At 60.7% G+C, this 16764-nt stretch carries 14 protein-coding genes; 7 read left to right on the top strand and 7 right to left on the bottom strand.

Translation table 11 applies throughout. From position 1 onward, the window contains the following. Position 1: 1 nt before the first annotated feature. Positions 2-1159, top strand: coding sequence for a phosphatidylserine/phosphatidylglycerophosphate/cardiolipin synthase family protein (locus tag DK871_RS16045; protein WP_161905724.1), 1158 nt, complete (start codon positions 2-4; stop codon positions 1157-1159). 113 nt (positions 1160-1272) lie between these two features. Here the strand turns inward: DK871_RS16045 and bglX are convergent, their stop codons facing one another. Beyond that, a complete protein-coding gene (gene bglX / locus DK871_RS16050) occupies positions 1273-3564 on the bottom strand; it encodes a beta-glucosidase BglX (RefSeq protein ID WP_161905725.1) in 2292 nt (763 codons plus the stop codon). Positions 3565-3805: 241 nt separating this feature from the next. On the opposite strand from bglX, the gene DK871_RS16055 reads away from it, so the two are divergent. The 4 genes from DK871_RS16055 to DK871_RS16070 all read left to right on the top strand — a co-directional run bounded on the left by DK871_RS16055 (position 3806) and on the right by DK871_RS16070 (position 7251). After that, positions 3806-4417, top strand: a complete 612-nt coding sequence (locus DK871_RS16055) for a LemA family protein (RefSeq protein ID WP_014717327.1) — start codon at positions 3806-3808, stop codon at positions 4415-4417. An 18-nt stretch (positions 4418-4435) separates the two neighbouring features. Then, positions 4436-5161, top strand: a complete 726-nt coding sequence (locus DK871_RS29475) for a YgcG family protein (protein ID WP_161905726.1) — start codon at positions 4436-4438, stop codon at positions 5159-5161. A gap of 31 nt (positions 5162-5192) precedes the next feature. Next, positions 5193-5810 carry a TPM domain-containing protein gene (locus DK871_RS16065; RefSeq protein WP_161905727.1) on the top strand — a complete coding sequence of 206 codons (618 nt, stop codon included), beginning with the start codon at positions 5193-5195 and terminating at the stop codon, positions 5808-5810. Between the two features lie 220 nt (positions 5811-6030). Beyond that, the gene (locus DK871_RS16070) at positions 6031-7251 is read left to right on the top strand and encodes an SAM-dependent methyltransferase (protein WP_161905728.1); all 1221 of its coding nucleotides are present in this window, start codon (positions 6031-6033) and stop codon (positions 7249-7251) included. Between the two features lie 101 nt (positions 7252-7352). Here DK871_RS16070 and DK871_RS16075 read toward each other — a convergent pair whose 3' ends face one another. From DK871_RS16075 to DK871_RS16095, 5 genes are all read right to left on the bottom strand, one after another. Then, entirely contained in the window at positions 7353-9911 is a 2559-nt protein-coding gene (locus DK871_RS16075; protein ID WP_161905729.1) for a TonB-dependent receptor, read from the bottom strand. Positions 9912-10037: 126 nt separating this feature from the next. Then, positions 10038-11006 (bottom strand): FecR domain-containing protein, encoded by a 969-nt coding sequence (locus DK871_RS16080; protein WP_161905730.1) that lies wholly within the window; start codon positions 11004-11006, stop codon positions 10038-10040. Continuing rightward, positions 11003-11542, bottom strand: coding sequence for an RNA polymerase sigma factor (locus tag DK871_RS16085; protein WP_056790450.1), 540 nt, complete (start codon positions 11540-11542; stop codon positions 11003-11005). The genes DK871_RS16080 and DK871_RS16085 overlap by 4 nt, the downstream gene beginning before the upstream one ends. 193 nt (positions 11543-11735) lie before the next feature. Then, entirely contained in the window at positions 11736-12608 is an 873-nt protein-coding gene (locus DK871_RS16090; RefSeq protein ID WP_003189383.1) for a dihydrodipicolinate synthase family protein, read from the bottom strand. A gap of 29 nt (positions 12609-12637) precedes the next feature. Continuing rightward, a complete protein-coding gene (locus DK871_RS16095) occupies positions 12638-13420 on the bottom strand; it encodes an aldolase (protein ID WP_161905731.1) in 783 nt (260 codons plus the stop codon). Between the two features lie 160 nt (positions 13421-13580). On the opposite strand from DK871_RS16095, the gene DK871_RS16100 reads away from it, so the two are divergent. Continuing rightward, positions 13581-14108 carry a helix-turn-helix domain-containing protein gene (locus DK871_RS16100; RefSeq protein ID WP_032893083.1) on the top strand — a complete coding sequence of 176 codons (528 nt, stop codon included), beginning with the start codon at positions 13581-13583 and terminating at the stop codon, positions 14106-14108. A 123-nt stretch (positions 14109-14231) separates the two neighbouring features. Here DK871_RS16100 and DK871_RS16105 read toward each other — a convergent pair whose 3' ends face one another. Continuing rightward, positions 14232-15248 carry a DUF4917 family protein gene (locus tag DK871_RS16105; protein ID WP_161905732.1) on the bottom strand — a complete coding sequence of 339 codons (1017 nt, stop codon included), beginning with the start codon at positions 15246-15248 and terminating at the stop codon, positions 14232-14234. 123 nt (positions 15249-15371) lie between these two features. Here DK871_RS16105 and yiaY point away from each other — a divergent pair, with 123 nt between their 5' ends. Further along, positions 15372-16520 carry an L-threonine dehydrogenase gene (gene yiaY / locus DK871_RS16110; RefSeq protein ID WP_161905733.1) on the top strand — a complete coding sequence of 383 codons (1149 nt, stop codon included), beginning with the start codon at positions 15372-15374 and terminating at the stop codon, positions 16518-16520. The last annotated feature ends 244 nt before the right edge of the window (positions 16521-16764 follow it).

The following is a 16764-nucleotide window of genomic DNA, read 5'->3' on the forward strand; positions in this document are numbered from 1 at the left end:
CATGAGCGGCGCAGTGTTCCCGTGGCGCAGCGCCAATCAGTTCGAATTGCTGATCGACGGGCCGACTTTCTTTCCGCAGATGCTGGTGGGCATCGCCCGGGCCGAGCAGCAGGTTGACCTTGAGTTGTACCTGGTCGAAGCCGGGGCCTGCGCCGAAGCGATGGTGCAGGCACTGGTGCTGGCCGCCGAACGTGGCGTGCAGGTGCGTTGCCTGTTCGACGATTACGGCAGCCTGGCGTTTACCTTGGGGCTGCGCAAGCGCTTGACCGATGCCGGCGTGGAGTTGCGCTTTTACAACCGCCTGAACTGGCGGCGCTGGATGCGCAACCTGTATCGCGATCACCGCAAGTTGCTGCTGATTGATCAGCGTGTCGCCGTGGTCGGTGGTACGGGCGTCACCGACGAATTCTGGACGCCGGGCCAAGACACTGCCGACTGGCATGAGGTGATGGTGCAGATCAGCGGCCCATTGGTGCTGGACTGGCAGGCCCTGTTCGACCGGCAGTGGCACGCTAACGCCGCGCGCCGTGAATGGAAACCGGCGACCCATTTTGGTTTGCCCCGCTTGCCCAAGGTGCCGGCTACCGGGCCGGGGCTGGGCCGGGTTGCGTATGCCGATGCGCGTCAGCACCGCGATATTCTGCAATCGTTGATTCGCGCCTTGAACAGCAGCAAATCGCGTATCTGGCTGGCGACCCCGTACTTCCTGCCCACCTGGAGCGTGCGCCGTGCCTTGCGCCGGGCGGCTGGGCGCGGCGTGGACGTGCGTTTGTTGCTCACCGGGCCGCGCACCGATCACCCGTCGGTGCGTTACGCCGGGCACCGTTATTACCCGCGCCTGCTGCGTTCAGGCGTGCAGATCTTTGAATACCAACCGTGCTTTTTGCACCTGAAGATGGTGCTGGTGGACGATTGGGTGAGCATTGGCTCGTGCAATTTCGACCACTGGAATCTGCGCTTCAACCTGGAAGCCAACCTGGAAGCACTGGATCCGCAGTTGACGGCAGCGGTGGTGGGCAGTTTCGAAGCGGACTTTGCCCAGAGCCAGGCGGTGAGCCTGGAGGCATGGAAGGCGCGGCCGTTGTGGCGGCGGGTGAAGCAGCGGGTGTGGGGCTGGATTGACCGGCTGGTGGTCAATCTGCTGGATCGGCGCGGCTAGTCGCATCACTCAATCAAATGTGGGAGCTGGCTTGCCTGCGATGGCGGTGGTGAATATTCCACCGCTATCGCAGGCAAGCCAGCTCCCACCCAGACCGTGTTTACAGCTTCAGATCAGAGCAGTTCGAAGGTTTGTTGCTGCACGTCCTGGGAGTCCAGCCCGATCTGCACATTGAACTCACCCGGTTCGGCCGCGTACTTGAGCTGGCTGTTGTAGAACTTCAGGTCGTCCTCGGTAATGGTGAAGTGCAGCGTGCGTGCTTCGCCGGCCTTGAGCATGACCTTCTGGAAGTTCTTCAGCTCCTTGATCGGGCGGATCATCGAGCCGGCCACGTCCTGGATATACAACTGCACAACCGTTTCGCCGTCGACCTTGCCGGTGTTCTTCACGGTGACGCTGGCGTCGAGCTTGCCGGTCTTGTTCAGCGTGGTGGACGACAGCGCCATGTCCGACAGGCTGAACGTGGTGTAGCTCAGGCCATAGCCAAACGGAAACAGGGGACCGGTGGTGTCATCAAAGTACTGCGAAGTGTAGTTGCCCGGCTTGCCTGGGGTGAATGGCCGGCCGATGGTCAGGTGGTTGTAGTAGGTTGGAATCTGCCCCACGGAGCGAGGGAAGGTGATCGGCAGCTTGCCCGATGGGTTGTAGTCGCCGAACAGTACATCGGCAATGGCGTTGCCGCCTTCGGTACCGGAAAACCAGGTTTCCAGGATCGCATCGGCTTGTTGATTTTCTTCCAGAATCGACAGCGGACGGCCGTTCATCAGCACCAGCACCAGCGGTTTGCCGGTGGCTTTGAGGGCCTTGATCAAGTCGCGCTGGCTTTGCGGGATGTTCAGGTCGGTGCGGCTCGATGATTCGTGGGACATGCCACGGGACTCGCCCACCGCCGCGACGATAACGTCGGCGTTGTTCGCCGCCTTCACCGCTTCGTCAATCAGCACTTGGGCAGGGCGCGGGTCATCCACCACTTCCGGGGCGTCGAAGTTGAGGAAGTTGAGGTAGTCGAGCACCGCCTTGTCGCCGGTGATGTTGGCGCCACGGGCATAGATCACTTTGCCTTTTTCGCCGATCACGGCGTTCATGCCGTCGAGCAGGGTCACCGATTGCGCAGGCCGGCCGGCAGCAGCCCAACTGCCCATCATGTCGATGGGCGCCTTGGCCAGCGGGCCGACCAGGGCAATGGTCGCGGATTTTTTCAGCGGCAGGGTGTCGTTGTGGTTTTTCAGCAACACCAGGCTGCGGCGCGCAATGTCGCGAGCCTCGGCACGGTGCAGGCGGCTGTCGGCGTAGGTGTCGGCCGGGTCATCCTCGGCCTTGCCGATGCGCAGGTACGGGTCCTTGAACAGGCCCATGTCGTACTTGGCGCCGAGCACTTCGCGCACGGCGTTGTCGATGTCGCTCTGCTGGATCTCGCCGGACTTGAGCAGCCCAGGCAATTCCTTGCCGTACAGCGAGTCGTTCATGCTCATGTCGATGCCGGCCTTGATCGCCAGCTTGGCGGCTTCACGCCCGTCCTTGGCCACGCCGTGCTTGATCAGCTCGAAGATCGCGCCGTGGTCGCTGACGGTCAGGCCCTTGAAGCCCCAGTCTTTGCGCAGCAGGTCGTTCATCAGCCAGGTGTTGGCGGTGGCAGGCACGCCGTTGATCGAGTTGAGCGCCACCATCACGCCGCCCGAGCCGGCCTTGATCGCCGCGTGGTAGGGCGGCAGGTAGTCCTGGTACATCTTGACCGGGCTCATGTCGACCACGTTGTAGTCGCGCCCGCCTTCCACCGCGCCATAGAGGGCAAAGTGCTTGACGCTGGCCATAAGGCTGTCGGCATTCGCGGGGCTGGTGCCCTGGAACGCCTTGACCATGACTTCAGCAATGCGTGACACCAGATAGGTGTCTTCACCGAAACCTTCGGAGGTGCGGCCCCAGCGTGGGTCGCGGGATATATCGACCATCGGCGCAAACGTGATGTCGAGGCTGTCGGCAGCAGCTTCCTGGGCGGCGATGCGCCCGGAGTGGCCGATGGCGTCCATGTCCCAGCTGGACGCCAGGGCCAGGCTGATCGGGAAAATGGTGCGGTGGCCGTGGATCACGTCGTAGGCGAAGAACATGGGGATCTTCAAGCGGCTGCGCATGGCCGCGTCCTGCATCGGCCGGTTTTCCGGGCGGGTGATGGAGTTGAACGTGCCACCGATGCGGCCAGCGGCGATTTCCTTGCGGATCAGCTCGCGGGGCATTTCCGGGCCGATGCTGATCAGGCGCAATTGGCCGATCTTCTCATCCAGGGTCATTTGCTTGAGCAGGTCGCTGACAAAGGCGTCCTTGTCGTTAAGCGCAGCAGGCTTTGTTTCTGCCCAGACGGGGTGGGTGGCCAGCGTGGCAACAAGGCCGAGCAAACACAGCTTTTTCATGAATATCCTTTTTCGGCTACTGCGCAGCATTCAAAGCGATGCTGTCGGCCAAAATGTGGGGAACGTCTATTGTTGTTCGGGTGTTGTTCAGATAAATGCAGCACACTCTGAACTCTTTTTCGCGCTGGGCATCTTTGTAGCTGATTGGCTCGAAGCATTCCAGTGGTGGCGGATTATGCCCCAAGCGCGTGGTTTATAGGGTTAGTCGTCACATTCCATCAGATCGGGCAGGAGAAACACCATGCAAGCAGCACACACTTATCGCTGGGGCTTCAAGGCTGCGGCGCTGTTACTGATCAGCAGCGTGCTGAGCGGTTGCGGCATCAACAACATCCCGACCCTGGACGAACAGGCCAAGGCCGCCTGGGGCCAGGTGCAGAACCAGTACCAGCGCCGTGCGGACCTGATCCCCAACCTGGTGGAAACGGTGAAGGCGTATGCCGCCCACGAACAGGAAACCCTCACCGCGGTGATTGAAGCGCGGGCCAAGGCCACCTCGATCCAGGTGGATGCCAGCACCCTGGACAACCCCGAGAAACTCAAGCAGTTCCAGCAAGCACAGGATGGCCTGAGCGGCGCACTCAGCCGTTTGATGGTGGTGTCCGAGCGTTACCCGGACCTGAAGGCCAACCAGAACTTCCTGGCCTTGCAGTCGCAACTTGAAGGCACCGAGAACCGTATTGCCGTGTCTCGCCGTGACTTTATCCAGGCCGTACAGGCTTACAACACCGAGATCCGCACCTTCCCGGGCCGCCTGTGGCACAGCGTGATGTACAGCGATTTGCCGATCCGTGCCACGTTTGAAGCCACCAGCGCCGATGCCGATAAAGCGCCGCAAGTGAAGTTCAAATAAGGCTGCACTGAGGTGTCGATGCGTTTATTACGGATAGGCCTGGCGCTGTGGCTGTTGGCCTGCGCGGGCGTTGCCCAGGCGGCGCTGACCTTCCCGGCGCTGACCGGGCGGGTGGTAGACAGCGCGCAGATGATCGACCCAGCGGTGCGCGAGCAACTGACCCAGCAATTGCAGGCGCTGGAGCAAACCTCGGGCGACCAGTTGGTGGTGGTCACCGTGCCCGACCTGCAAGGCGTGCCCATTGAGGACTACGGTTATCAGTTGGGCCGCCAGTGGGGCATTGGCCAGAAGGGCAAGGACAACGGCGCGCTGTTGATCGTCTCCCGTGATGACCGCCAGTTGCGCATCGAAGTCGGTTATGGCCTGGAAGGTGTGCTGACCGATGCCCAATCCTGGGTGATCATCAACCAGGTGATCCTGCCCAAGTTCAAGGCCGGCAATTTCAGCCAGGGCATCAGCGATGGCGTGGCTGCGATGATCCAGGTGGTGGGCGGGGAGCCCTTGGCGGTGCCGGCCCATGTGGCGGATGCGAACTTCGCCATGGATAATCCCGGTTTTTCCATCGGCCTGTTTATCCTGCTGATCGGCGTGTTGTGGTTGTGCAATCGCATGGGCTTGCCGGTGGGCGCCATCCTGCTGGCGATTCTCAACAGCAGTGGACGCGGCGGTGGGGGCGGCGGTGGCGGTGGTTTCCGTGGCGGCGGCGGTGGCTTTGGCGGCGGCGGGGCTTCGGGCGGCTGGTAATGACAATAACGAAAATAGAGCATCTACAACCATGGCATTACTGACTGAACACGAGCAGCGCCAAGTCGCCGAAGCGATCGCCCGGGTCGAGAAAACCACCGACGCGGAGTTGGTCACCGTGCTGGCGGCGCGCGCCGACGACTACGCCTACATTCCATTGCTGTGGGCGAGCTTGATCGCGTTGGTGGTGCCGGGCGTGGTGCATTACTTGTCGGGCTACCTGACCATGTACACCTTGCTGGTGGCGCAGTGGGCGACGTTTATTGTGTTGTGCCTGGTGTTCCGTTTGCCCAAGGTCACCACCCGGCTGATTCCGCGCTCGGTACGCCACTGGCGCGCGTCCAACCTGGCGCGGCGGCAGTTTCTGGAGCAGAACTTGCACCACACGCTGGGCAGCACTGGGGTGCTGATTTTTGTCAGCGAGGCTGAGCGTTATGTGGAGATCCTGGTGGACGAGGGGATTTCCAAACGCCTGGATGACAGCAATTGGGATGCGATTGTCCAGGCGTTTACCCAGCAGGTGAAACAGGGGCAGACGCTGGCCGGGTTTATCGCCTGCGTTGAAGCCTGTGGCGAGTTGCTCAAGGTGCATGTGCCGGTGACGCAAACGCGCAACGAGTTGCCCAATCGCCTGGTCGTACTCAAATAACCGCTTTTTTGTAGGAGCGAGCTTGCTCGCGAAAAATTCCCAGACGCCGCGTTCATTCAGGACACCCGCGTTATCGTTGACGTTTTTCGCGAGCAAGCTCGCTCCTACACAAGGCAGCATCCTTATTCGGGTTGATTGACCGTTGATCAAATAACCCCGTGCCCTGAACCGCCATCCCGCCTAAAATGCCCGGCATTCTTTACCCGAGGCGTTTTTGTTCATGTCCGTCACCGCTCAACCTGCCCGCCCTGCGCCGGATCATCATGCCCAGTTCATCGAACTGTTGAGCGCAAGCCTGGCGCAGAACGCTTTTATCAAGCTGGTGCTGGCCAAGTACGTCGGTGAGGAAGCCGAACTGCAGCGGCTGATCATCAAGCCGGTGGTGGTCAAGGAACAGCCATGCCTGTCGTTCGTCTATCGCTACAAGACCCGCGACATCACCAAGAACTTTCCCTTGGCCGACGGTGTGGCGGCGATCGGCGAGCTGTTGCCCAGCTCGTTCAAGAACGCGCACTTGCTGGCGCTGACCGACGAAGCCCAGCTGGAGTACAGCAAGAAGAACAAAAGCTCGCTGTTCAAAAGCAAACCGCAGCAACTTCGCGAGGCACCTTCGGCCGAGCATAACCGTGAAAAAAATCGCTTCCTCGACCTGAGCCGGCCGTTCCTCGCCGACCTGGGCGTGACCGACGCCAAGCAGGCGCTGATCCCCTCGATGTCGCGCAAGTGGAAGCAGATCAACAAGTTCATCGAAGTGTTCAGCCATGCGCTGACGTCGTCGCCGTTGCAGCTCGACCGCCCGGTGCGTGTCGCCGATTTCGGCTCGGGCAAGGGCTACCTGACCTTCGCCATTCACGATTACCTGCGCAATACCCTCAAGGCCGAGGGCGAGGTCACCGGTGTCGAGTTGCGTGAAGACATGGTCACCCTCTGCAACAGCGCCGCCGCACGCCTGGAGCATCCGGGGCTGGTATTCAAATGCGGCGACGTGCGCAGCGTGGCGCCCAGTGAGCTGGACGTGATGATTGCCTTGCACGCCTGCGACATCGCCACCGACTACGCGATCCACACCGGCATCCGTTCCGGTGCGTCGATCATCATGTGCTCGCCGTGCTGCCACAAACAGATTCGCCTGCAGATCCAGAGCCCGGCGCTGCTCAAGCCGATGCTGCAATACGGCCTGCACTTGGGCCAGCAGGCGGAAATGGTCACCGACAGCCTGCGTGCGTTGTTCCTTGAAGCCTGTGGCTATGAGACCAAGGTGTTCGAGTTCATCTCGCTGGAGCACACCAACAAGAACAAGATGATCCTGGCGGTCAAACGTGCCGAGCCTGTGGACAACGCGCAGCTATTGGCAAAAATCCAGGAGCTCAAGGCGTTCTATCACATCACTGAGCACTGCCTGGAAACCCTGTTGCGCGGGGATGGCTATCTGGCACTGTAGGAGCGAGCTTGCTCGCAAAAAAAGTGAGGACGCCACGGGGTATCAGATTCCCCGTGTCATCGTTGACGATTTTCGCGAGCAAGCTCGCTCCTACAGCTTCATCAGAAGAACCGCGTCACGCTGATCTTCGCATCACGCCCTTTGGTGTACGCCCGGTCGCCGCTCAAGGCCGGGCGGAAGTTTTTGTTGAACAGGTTGTCCACCGTGAAGTTCACCTCGGTGCCTTTGAGGTACGCCTGCTGCGGTGTCCATTTGGCGAACAGGCCCTGGGTGTTGTAGCGCTTGTTGCCGTACTGGTCGTAGAACAGATCGCCGATGCTGGAGCCCGGGCCGCCGGAGTATTTGTCGCTGGGCAGGCGGTCGGTGGCGCCGATGAATTGGCCCATCCAGCCCACTTGGGCATCCCAGGCCGGGATGTGGGTACCCAGTACCAGCACCCATTTGGTTGGCGGGATGTCCCGCGCTGCCACGTCCGGGCCCCAAGGGTTGGTGTAGGCGCCTTGGTGTTGGCCCTTGGCATAGGCGAACGACACCGAGCCAAACAGGTAGGTAGAGTTGTAGATCGACTCGAGCTCGACACCCTTGATGGTCAGGCTGCCGATATTGCGGTAGTTGGACATCGGCCCAGGCGGGCACGCTGAAGCGATGCTGCCGCCGTTGACAGCCTGGTTCTGGCAGCCCACGCCGGTGGCTTTGAAGATCTCGTCTTCGACCTTGTTGTGAAACAGAGTGGTGCGCAGTTGCAGGTTGTCGTCCTGGGCGATCAGGTTGTCGAAGCTGGTGATGTTGCCCAGGGTGATCGAGGTGATGCGCTCCGGGTCCAGGTCGACGCTGGTGGCGGTGCGGCTTCCCACGCCCTGCACTTCGTATTGTTCGTCGATCACCGGGGCACGCCAGGTCTGGCTCCAGTTGGCGAACAGCCCTACATTCGGTGTCACGGTCCAGAACAGCGCCAGGCGTGGCGACCAGCCGGTGTAGGTGCGGTCGCTGTAGTCGTGCCCCACTGCCGGGTTGGGGTTGTTGTAGTAGGGCGCATCGTTGCCTTCGCCGCGGTTGCGCACATGGTCATAGCGCAGCGACGGTGTGATCGTTACATCGCCCAACGTCACCGCATCCTGGATAAAGAAGCTGTTGGTATCGACTTTGCCGTGGGGCATGAAGCCCGGCTGGAAATGCCCGTAGTTGTAGCGCGGCGTGTTGTAGAGGGCGCCGGGCATCCACATTTCGGTTTCGCGGGTGTGCTTGCGCACTTGCCCGCCGACCGTCACGGCATGCTGCAAAGGGCCGGTGTCGAACAGGCTGACGTTACGGATATCCAGGAGCTTGTCGGTGTAGGCGGTGTCCATCTTGCGCCCGCCAGTGGCCAACTGGAAAAACGCCGTGGCGTCACGCTCGTCGGTCTGCTCGGTGTTGGACTGGGAGTACTTGATGGTCAAGTCCACCAGCGGGTTGTCCAGCGGCTGGTATTCATACTTGCCCGACCAGGTGGTGTCGACCGTGTCGCGGTAGGCGAGGAAGCGCTTCAACGCGCCTTCGTAGCCGTAGCGGTCGATGTTGAACTGGGTCGGCGGCGTGGGGTAGCTGGCGGCGGAAAACGGGGTCCAGCGGTTGCTGTGTGAGCGCGAGTACGACAGCCCGACACTGTGCTCATCGGTAAAGTGCGCGTTGACCTTGAACAGCTTGCCGTCCACATCCTGGGCGCTGTTGGGCAGACGCTGGGGGTTGATCGGGTACTCATTGTTGTCGTTGGGCAACTTGGCGGCCACTTTCATATCGCCGCCGTCGCGTTGGGTCAGGTAGGCCAGCGCATCGAAACGGCCATCGTCGGTACGGCCGTACACGGCACTGCTGTAGACCTGCTCATGGTCGTTGCTGGAGTAGCCGTATTTGAGCATCGCACCGCTGTTGCGGCCGTCCTGAAGCAGGTCCGGGGCGTCCTTGGTGACCATGTTGACCGTGCCGCCAAAGCCGCCATTGCCGGTGAACGGCGAGTTGGGGCCTTTTTCCACTTCGATGCGCTTGATCAGCTCGGGCTCGATAAACACCGTGCCTTGCTGGTAACGCTCAAAGCCCGTCTTGGTGGCACCGTCAACGGTCAGCGGTACGTCTTCGGCATCGCCGAAACCACGGATGTTGATGGTCTGGCCACCGGGTTTCAGCGAGCCGCCCTGGCTGACACCGGGCAAGGTTTGCAACAGGCTGGGGATGTTATTGGACTGGTAGCGGTCGATGTCGGCCTGGGTCAGGGTGGAGCGGTTGACGGTGCTGGCGTTCACCTCATTGCCGGTGCCGATCACGCTCAAGGTGTCCAACTGGATCGCGCCACCGGTGCTGGTTTTGCCCGTATCGGGGCGCACCACGTAGGTACTGCCGACCTTGAGCAGGATGAGTTCGCCGTTCTTGAGCAGGGAGCGAATGGCTACTTCCGGGGTGTAGTCACCGTTAAGCGCCGGGGCCTGCACGTTCTTGAGCAGGGTCTCGTCGAACAGCAGCTGGATTTTCGCCTGTTGGGCCACCTGGCTCAGGGACGTGGCCAACGGCTGGGCCGGCAGGTGCAGCTTGAACGACTCGGCCTCGGCGCTGAGGCTCAAGGCCAGGCACGTAGCCATGAGTGTCGGTCGAAGAAACAGGTGCGAAGCGTGGCAAGGCGCGCGAAACATGACATCCCCCGGAGCGGCTAAATAGCCAAAAAGGTGTGCGTATCAAACACAGACAGGAGGAAGACGGGGCAGGCAAAAAAAACCACACATGCGAATGCAAAATATTCTCATATGTGAGGTTGCCGTCTATTTGCTCGGCTCGATTCTTATCGTGCCATCGGCCGAGAGTACGGTTTTCACCGGCAACAGCGCGGGCAAGGCGTTGAGCAGGGCGTCTGGGTCATTTACGTCAAGGTTGCCCGATACCTTGAGTTGCGCCACGGCCTTGCTGACCTGCAACGGCGCCTGTGGACGGTACAGGCTCAGTTCGTCGATCAGGCTGGCCAGTTCGCGATTGCGAAACGACAAGTGCCCGCTGCGCCAATCGGCGACCTCTTCGGCGCTGAGGCTTTGCGGTTGCACGGTGTCTTTGGCGTAGTTGTAGGAGGCCCGCTGCTGGGCGTCGAGCAGGGTGGCGGGGCTTTTGCCATTTGGCGCGAAAGCGACCTGGCCATGGGCAACGCTGACCACCAATTGCTGCTGCCCACGGCGCACATCGAAAGCCGTGCCCACCACCCGTACGCTCGACTCGCCGGCTTGCACGTAAAGGGGGCGCTCCTTGTCGGCGGCCACTTCGATGTACAGCTGGCCTTTGTCCAGGTGCAGCACCCGTTGATGGGCGTTGAAGTCCACGCGGATATGGGTGTTGGCATTTACGTACAAGGTGCTGCCATCCGGCAGATTCAACGTGCGCATGCCTTTGGCATGGGTGGCCACCTGGCTGTGATACAGCTCGCGCGGCGCGCCGATAGAGGTCGCCAACACGGCGCACACCAAGGCGGCGGCCACCGCCAGGGCAGGGCGCCAGAGGTTGGGTTTGCGCTGGGGCAGTGCCAGCGGTTTGTTCAGTTGTTGCAATTGGGCGAGGTCGGCCCACAGCTGTTCGAATTCGGCATAGGCGCGCGCATGCGCGGGCACCGCTTGCCAGGCGGCAAAGGCTTTACGGTCGGCGCGGCTGACTTCGTTGCGGTTGCGTGCAAACCAACTGGCGGCTTGGGCGTCGATGCAATCGCTCGCTTGGCTGTCCAGCGCGTCGGTGTCGCTCGGGCGGTTCATTCTGGCTGCTCCGTGCCGGTGTCGGGTTGAAGGCGTCGCTTGCAGTGCAGCAGGGCAAAGGCGATGTGCTTTTCCACCATGCTGGTGGAGATGCCCATGCGCGTTGCGATCTGTGCCTGGCTCAAGCCTTCGAAGCGGTGCAGCATAAGGGCTTCTCGGCGGCGGGGCGAGAGTTCGGCGAGGACTTCTTTCAACTGTTCCAGGCGTTGCAGGCGCAGGGCGGCGGCCATGGGGTCGTTGTGCTCGTCAGTGACCGGCTCGGCATCCATTTCGGCGTGATCAGGGTGGACGGTTTGCCGTACTTTCTGTTTGCGCCAATGATCGCGCAGCAGGTTGCGCGCCATCTGGAACAGAAACGCCCGTGGCTGCTCGACCTTGGCGCGGTCGCGGTAGCCCAGCCATTGGGTAAACACATCCTGGGCCATGTCCGCCGCGTCGCTGGCGTTGTCCGTGCGTTTACGCAGGAAATACAGAATGTCTGCATAAAACCCGCGACAGGCATCGGCCGACGACGGGTCGGGCTGGGGACGAGACATGGATATCCTTCTTGACGAAGCACGGCTTGGAAAAGTCGTGAATGATATCGAGAACTATTGTCATTTGTCTCTATGCAAGTGCCATCTTCTGTAGGGGCGAATTTGCTCGCGAAAAACCAACAAGCGACACCAACATCCAGATGCGCTGCGTTATCGTTGGCGTTCTTCGCGAGCAAGCTCGCTCCTACAGTGTTTATTTCAGAAGTGTTTTCAGTTGCTCGATCCCTGCTTCGCCCAGAGGGAATACCGGCAGGCGTGGGTTACCCACTTCCAAGCCGGTCAAGCGCAACCCGGCCTTGATCGTCGCCGGCAGGCCGCCTTTGAGGATGAATTGCAGCAATGGCAACTGTCGGTAGAACAGCTCGCGTGCCTTATTCAAGTCATCGGCCAGTACGGCCTGATACAAGCTCAGGTTCAGTTGCGGGATCAGGTTCGGCGCGGCGGTGCACCAGCCTTTGGCACCCGCCGCGAAGGCTTCCAGTGCCAGTGGGTTGCAGCCGTTGTAGAACGGCACGTCACTCTGCAGTTTCAACTGGTGCATGCGCTGGATGTCGCCAGTGCTCTCCTTGACCATGGTCACGTTCTCGACCTGCTTGAGAATCCTCAGGATCAGCTCCACCGACATGTCGGTGCCGCTGGTGGCCGGGTTGTTGTAGAGCATGATCGGCACGCCGATGCTGTCGCCGATCGCGGCGTAGTGAGCGAGGATTTCCGCCTCACTGAGTTTCCAGTACGAGGCCGGCAGCACCATCACTACATCGGCGCCGTGCTCTTCGGCATAGCGGGCGCGGCGCACGGCTTTGGCGGTGGTCAGGTCGGACACGCTGACAATGGTTGGCACGCGCTTGGCGACCTTCTTGATGCTGTAGGCGCTGACTTCATCCCACTCGGCATCGCTCAGGTAAGCGCCTTCGCCCGTGCTGCCCAACGGCGCAATGGCGTGGACGCCGCTGTTGATCAAGCGGTCGATGGAGTGCCCGAGGGCGTCGAGGTCAACGCGTTGGCCGTCGGCGCTGAAGGGGGTGATGGTGTAGCCGATGATGCCGTGAATGGTTGGGTTGGACATGGGGGAAACTCCGGTCGAAAAAGGGGCAATCAGTTCAGGCAATCGGCGTGCTTGCGCAGGTTTTGCCGGGCGTAGTAGTTGAACGCGGCGCCGTGGCGCTTGGGCTTGGAGATCCAGTCATGGGCCTCGCGCCCCAGCTCCGGCAGGATCGGTTTGACGCTGCCCGCAGACATCGCCAGCAACTGCAACTTGGCAGCCCGTTCGATCAATTGCGCAATCACGCAGGCTTCTTCGATGTTGGCCCCGGTGGACAACTGCCCGTGGTGCGAGAGCAGGATGGCGCGCTTGTTGCCCAGGGCCGTGGTGATGATTTCCCCTTCTTCATTGCCCACCGGCACGCCGGGCCAGGCCTCCAGGAACGCGCAGTCTTCGTACAGCGGGCAAAGGTCCATGTGCGACACCTGCAACGGTACTTCCAGCATCGACAGTGCGGCGATGTGCGTGGGGTGCGTGTGGATGATGCAGTTTACATCCGGTCGACTGCGGTACACCCAGGTGTGAAAACGGTTGGCGGGGTTGGGAATGCCATGGCCTTCCAGCACCTCCAAGTCTTCGTTGACCAGCAGCAGGTTGCTGGCGGTGATTTCGTCAAAACCCAGGCCCAGTTGCTGGGTGTAGTAGGTGCCAGGCGTCGGCCCCCGTGCGGTGATCTGCCCGGCCAGGCCGGAGTCGTGGCCGTACTCGAACAGGATTCGGCAGGTCAGCGCCAGCTTTTGCCGGTCGGTCCACGTATTATCCGCCAGGCTGTTTTGCATCTGGCTCAGTGCTTGCTTGACCAGTTGGTCTTTTGGGAGTGCTAATGTCTTGGCCATATCGGTGTCCTTTGGGTGGTTCAATGGACGTCGGATTTGCTGGTCGCCCGCTGCTCGCAAGGTCGTTGGGTGAATGCAAATGACACTAAAGATGCTATATGACACTTTGTGTCATTGGCAAGCCTGTCTCATCGCTTTCTGCATGGATTAACCGCAGCACATGTCTATCCGCTTGAAAATATTAAGAAAAAAACTTGGCGTAACCCTGGAGGCCCTGGCCGAAAAATCCGGGATGACCAAGAGTTACCTGTCGAAAGTCGAGCGCGGGCTCAATACGCCGTCCATCGCTGCGGCGTTGAAACTGGCCAAGGCATTGAACGTGAAGGTCGAAGAACTGTTCAGCGAAGACAACGTCAGCCTCGACAGCTACAGCCTGGTACGCAGCCATGAGCGGCCCGACACCTCGCCGGGTTATGCGGTGCTGGCCCATCAAGTCAGCGAACGCAGCCTGTTGCCGTTCATCATCTACCCGCCGGCGGAGTTCACCGACAAGACCTTCAAGGAGCACCTGGGGGAGGAGTTTTTATTCGTGCATGAAGGCCAGGTGGAAGTGGATTTCATGAACGAGCGCGTGCTGCTGGAGCGCGGCGATGCGCTGCATTTCAACGCGCAGAAACCCCACCGGATTCGCTCGGTGGGAGAGGTGCAGGCGCAGTTGCTGGTGGTGGTGCACAGCGCTGAGGAATGACCCTTCCTACTCATTGAAATGCAGTCAATGTGGGAGCTGGCTTGCCTGCGATAGCGGTGGATCAGTGCCAGATGGGCCAACAGACAGGCCGCTATCGCAGGCAAGCCAGCTCCCACATTTTGCTCAGCGTTCCACAGGGACTGACAGTGCCGGATTGCCCAGCGGATGCGTACGCGCCGCAAAGAATTTCAGCGTTACGCCACTACCCTCGAACAACTCCGAATACCGCCGCTTCTGCTGGCGAATAAACCCATCACTGCGCCCCGACACCGAGATCGCCAGGGTGCTGATGCTGGCCTGGCCAATAGCATCCACCAGGTGTTTATCCTGCGGCCCCAAGTCATGGCCGAAGATGCACAGCGCGCCTTCATGGCTCAACAGCTGTTCATAACAGAACGACAGATAATCCGAACTGCGGATACTTTTGAGCTTCTCCTGCACCTTGCCTTCACTGACGAACAGCGGCACATCGTCGAGGGTTTTGATCGTGTTGTTAATGGCAAAACTGCTGAGCAGGGTGCTGTCGGTGGACGGCAGTTTACGCGCCGTGCCGTCAAGGTTGCGCACCAGGTGCAAGCCGCCGTGCAGGTACAGGATGCGGGTGATGTCGGTGCGCGTATTGCGCAGGTCGAAGCTTGAATCGACGCTGCGAAACAGGTCGTCGATGCCCGGTGCGTGCAGGGTCGCCCAGTAGTTGAGCAAGTCGTAGTTACTGGTGAAGACGGTGGCGTAGGTGGCCAATTCTGCGTGGATCGTCGCGAGCGTCGACGGCTGCACCAGGCGCCAGGGAATGTGCACGGTATGGATGGTGTTGATCAGCGCTTCCTTGATCGCGTAGTAACGGTTACGCGGCGCCGCTGAGCTGACCGCCAGGGCCTTGTTGACCCGGCTGGTGGTTTTCAAGGCGCCCAGGGCTTGCTCGAAACTGCGGGTTTGCAAGGCGTCGAACACGCTGAGTTCGGAGGGGCTCAGGGGCTTTTCTTCGACGGTACGGGCGTTTTCGAACAGCGAGTCGTAGGCGAAGTCTTCCCAAATCGTGCGGCTGGCGCCGTTACCGATCAGAATCCCGCTGAAGTCGACGGCGGCGCACAGGGTGCTCCAGTCTTCAAGGTGGGCGTCAATATCCTGGAAATCCTTCATTGCGGCGGGTCTACTCGAAATCGGCTGGGGGATGACTTTATCACGAGCCGGCATTGATCCTGATCAAGATGCGCCACGCGGTACAGGTTGATTCTGTCGGCATAAAGCCTTTGAGGATTGATCATGAGCAGCACGTTCTTCATCCCCGCCGTCAACATCATGGGCATCGATTGCCTCGACGAAGCGATGACCGCCATTCGCAACTACGGCTTTGGCAAGGCGTTGATCGTCACCGACGTCGGCCTGGCCAAAGCCGGTGTGGCTGGCATGATCGCCGAGAAGCTGGCGATGCAGGATATCGACTCGGTGATCTACGACGGCGCCAAGCCCAACCCCAGTGTGGAAAACGTCGAAAAAGGCCTGGCATTGCTGCAACAGAGCGCCTGCGATTTCGTCGTGTCCCTGGGCGGCGGTTCGCCCCATGACTGCGCCAAGGGCATCGCCCTGTGCGCCACCAACGGCGGGCGTATCGGCGACTATGAAGGCGTCGACCGATCGAGCAAGCCACAACTGCCGCTGGTGGCCATCAACACTACGGCTGGCACGGCCAGCGAGATGACGCGTTTTTGCATCATCACCGACGAAAGCCGCCACGTAAAAATGGCCATCGTCGATCGCAACGTCACGCCGCTGCTGTCGGTCAACGACCCGGCCCTGATGGTCGGCATGCCCAAGGGCCTCACCGCCGCCACGGGCATGGATGCGCTGACCCACGCCATCGAAGCCTACGTGTCCACCGCCGCGACACCCATCACCGACGCCTGCGCGATCAAGGCCATCGAGTTGATCAGCGCCAACCTGCGCCTGGCGGTCCGCGACGGCACTGACATGGCCGCACGGGAAAACATGGCCTGTGCGCAGTTCCTCGCTGGCATGGCCTTTAACAATGCGTCCCTGGGTTTCGTGCATGCCATGGCCCACCAATTGGGCGGCTTGTACGACCTGCCCCACGGTGTGTGCAACGCGGTGCTATTGCCCCACGTACAAAGTTTCAACGCCAGTGTTTGCGCCAAACGCTTGAGCGATGTGGGCCGGGCTCTTGGTGCGGATATCAAGGGCATTACTGCTGAAGAGGGCGCCCAGGCTGCCATCGCGGCGATTCGTCGGTTGTCCCAGGACGTCGAAATCCCTGCAGGTTTGCGTGAGCTTGGCGCTAAGTTGCAGGACATTCCGTTGCTGGCCAGCAATGCGCTGAAGGATGCCTGTGGGCTGACGAACCCTCGGCGGGCGGACCAGCGTCAGATTGAGGAGATCTTTCGGAGCGCTTTTTGATAGGCATAGGTACCTACACAATGTTGGCGCGATGCTGGACTTGCTCCCGTGACGCCCTGACAGCCGACGCTTATCTACCTGCCGCCCCGCGATCAAACTGTGGGAGCGGGCTTGCTCGCGAAGGCGGCCTGGCAAGCGACACTGTTATAGCGAGTACATATCCATTCCTGCGGTAACGGCCACTTAGGGTTCCGCCCTGACGGCGGCTCACTTTTGAAAAGAGCCCAAAAGTAAGCAAAAGGCT

It is taken from the genome of Pseudomonas sp. L13, assembly GCF_009935965.1.
GTDB lineage: Bacteria > Pseudomonadota > Gammaproteobacteria > Pseudomonadales > Pseudomonadaceae > Aquipseudomonas > Aquipseudomonas lactis.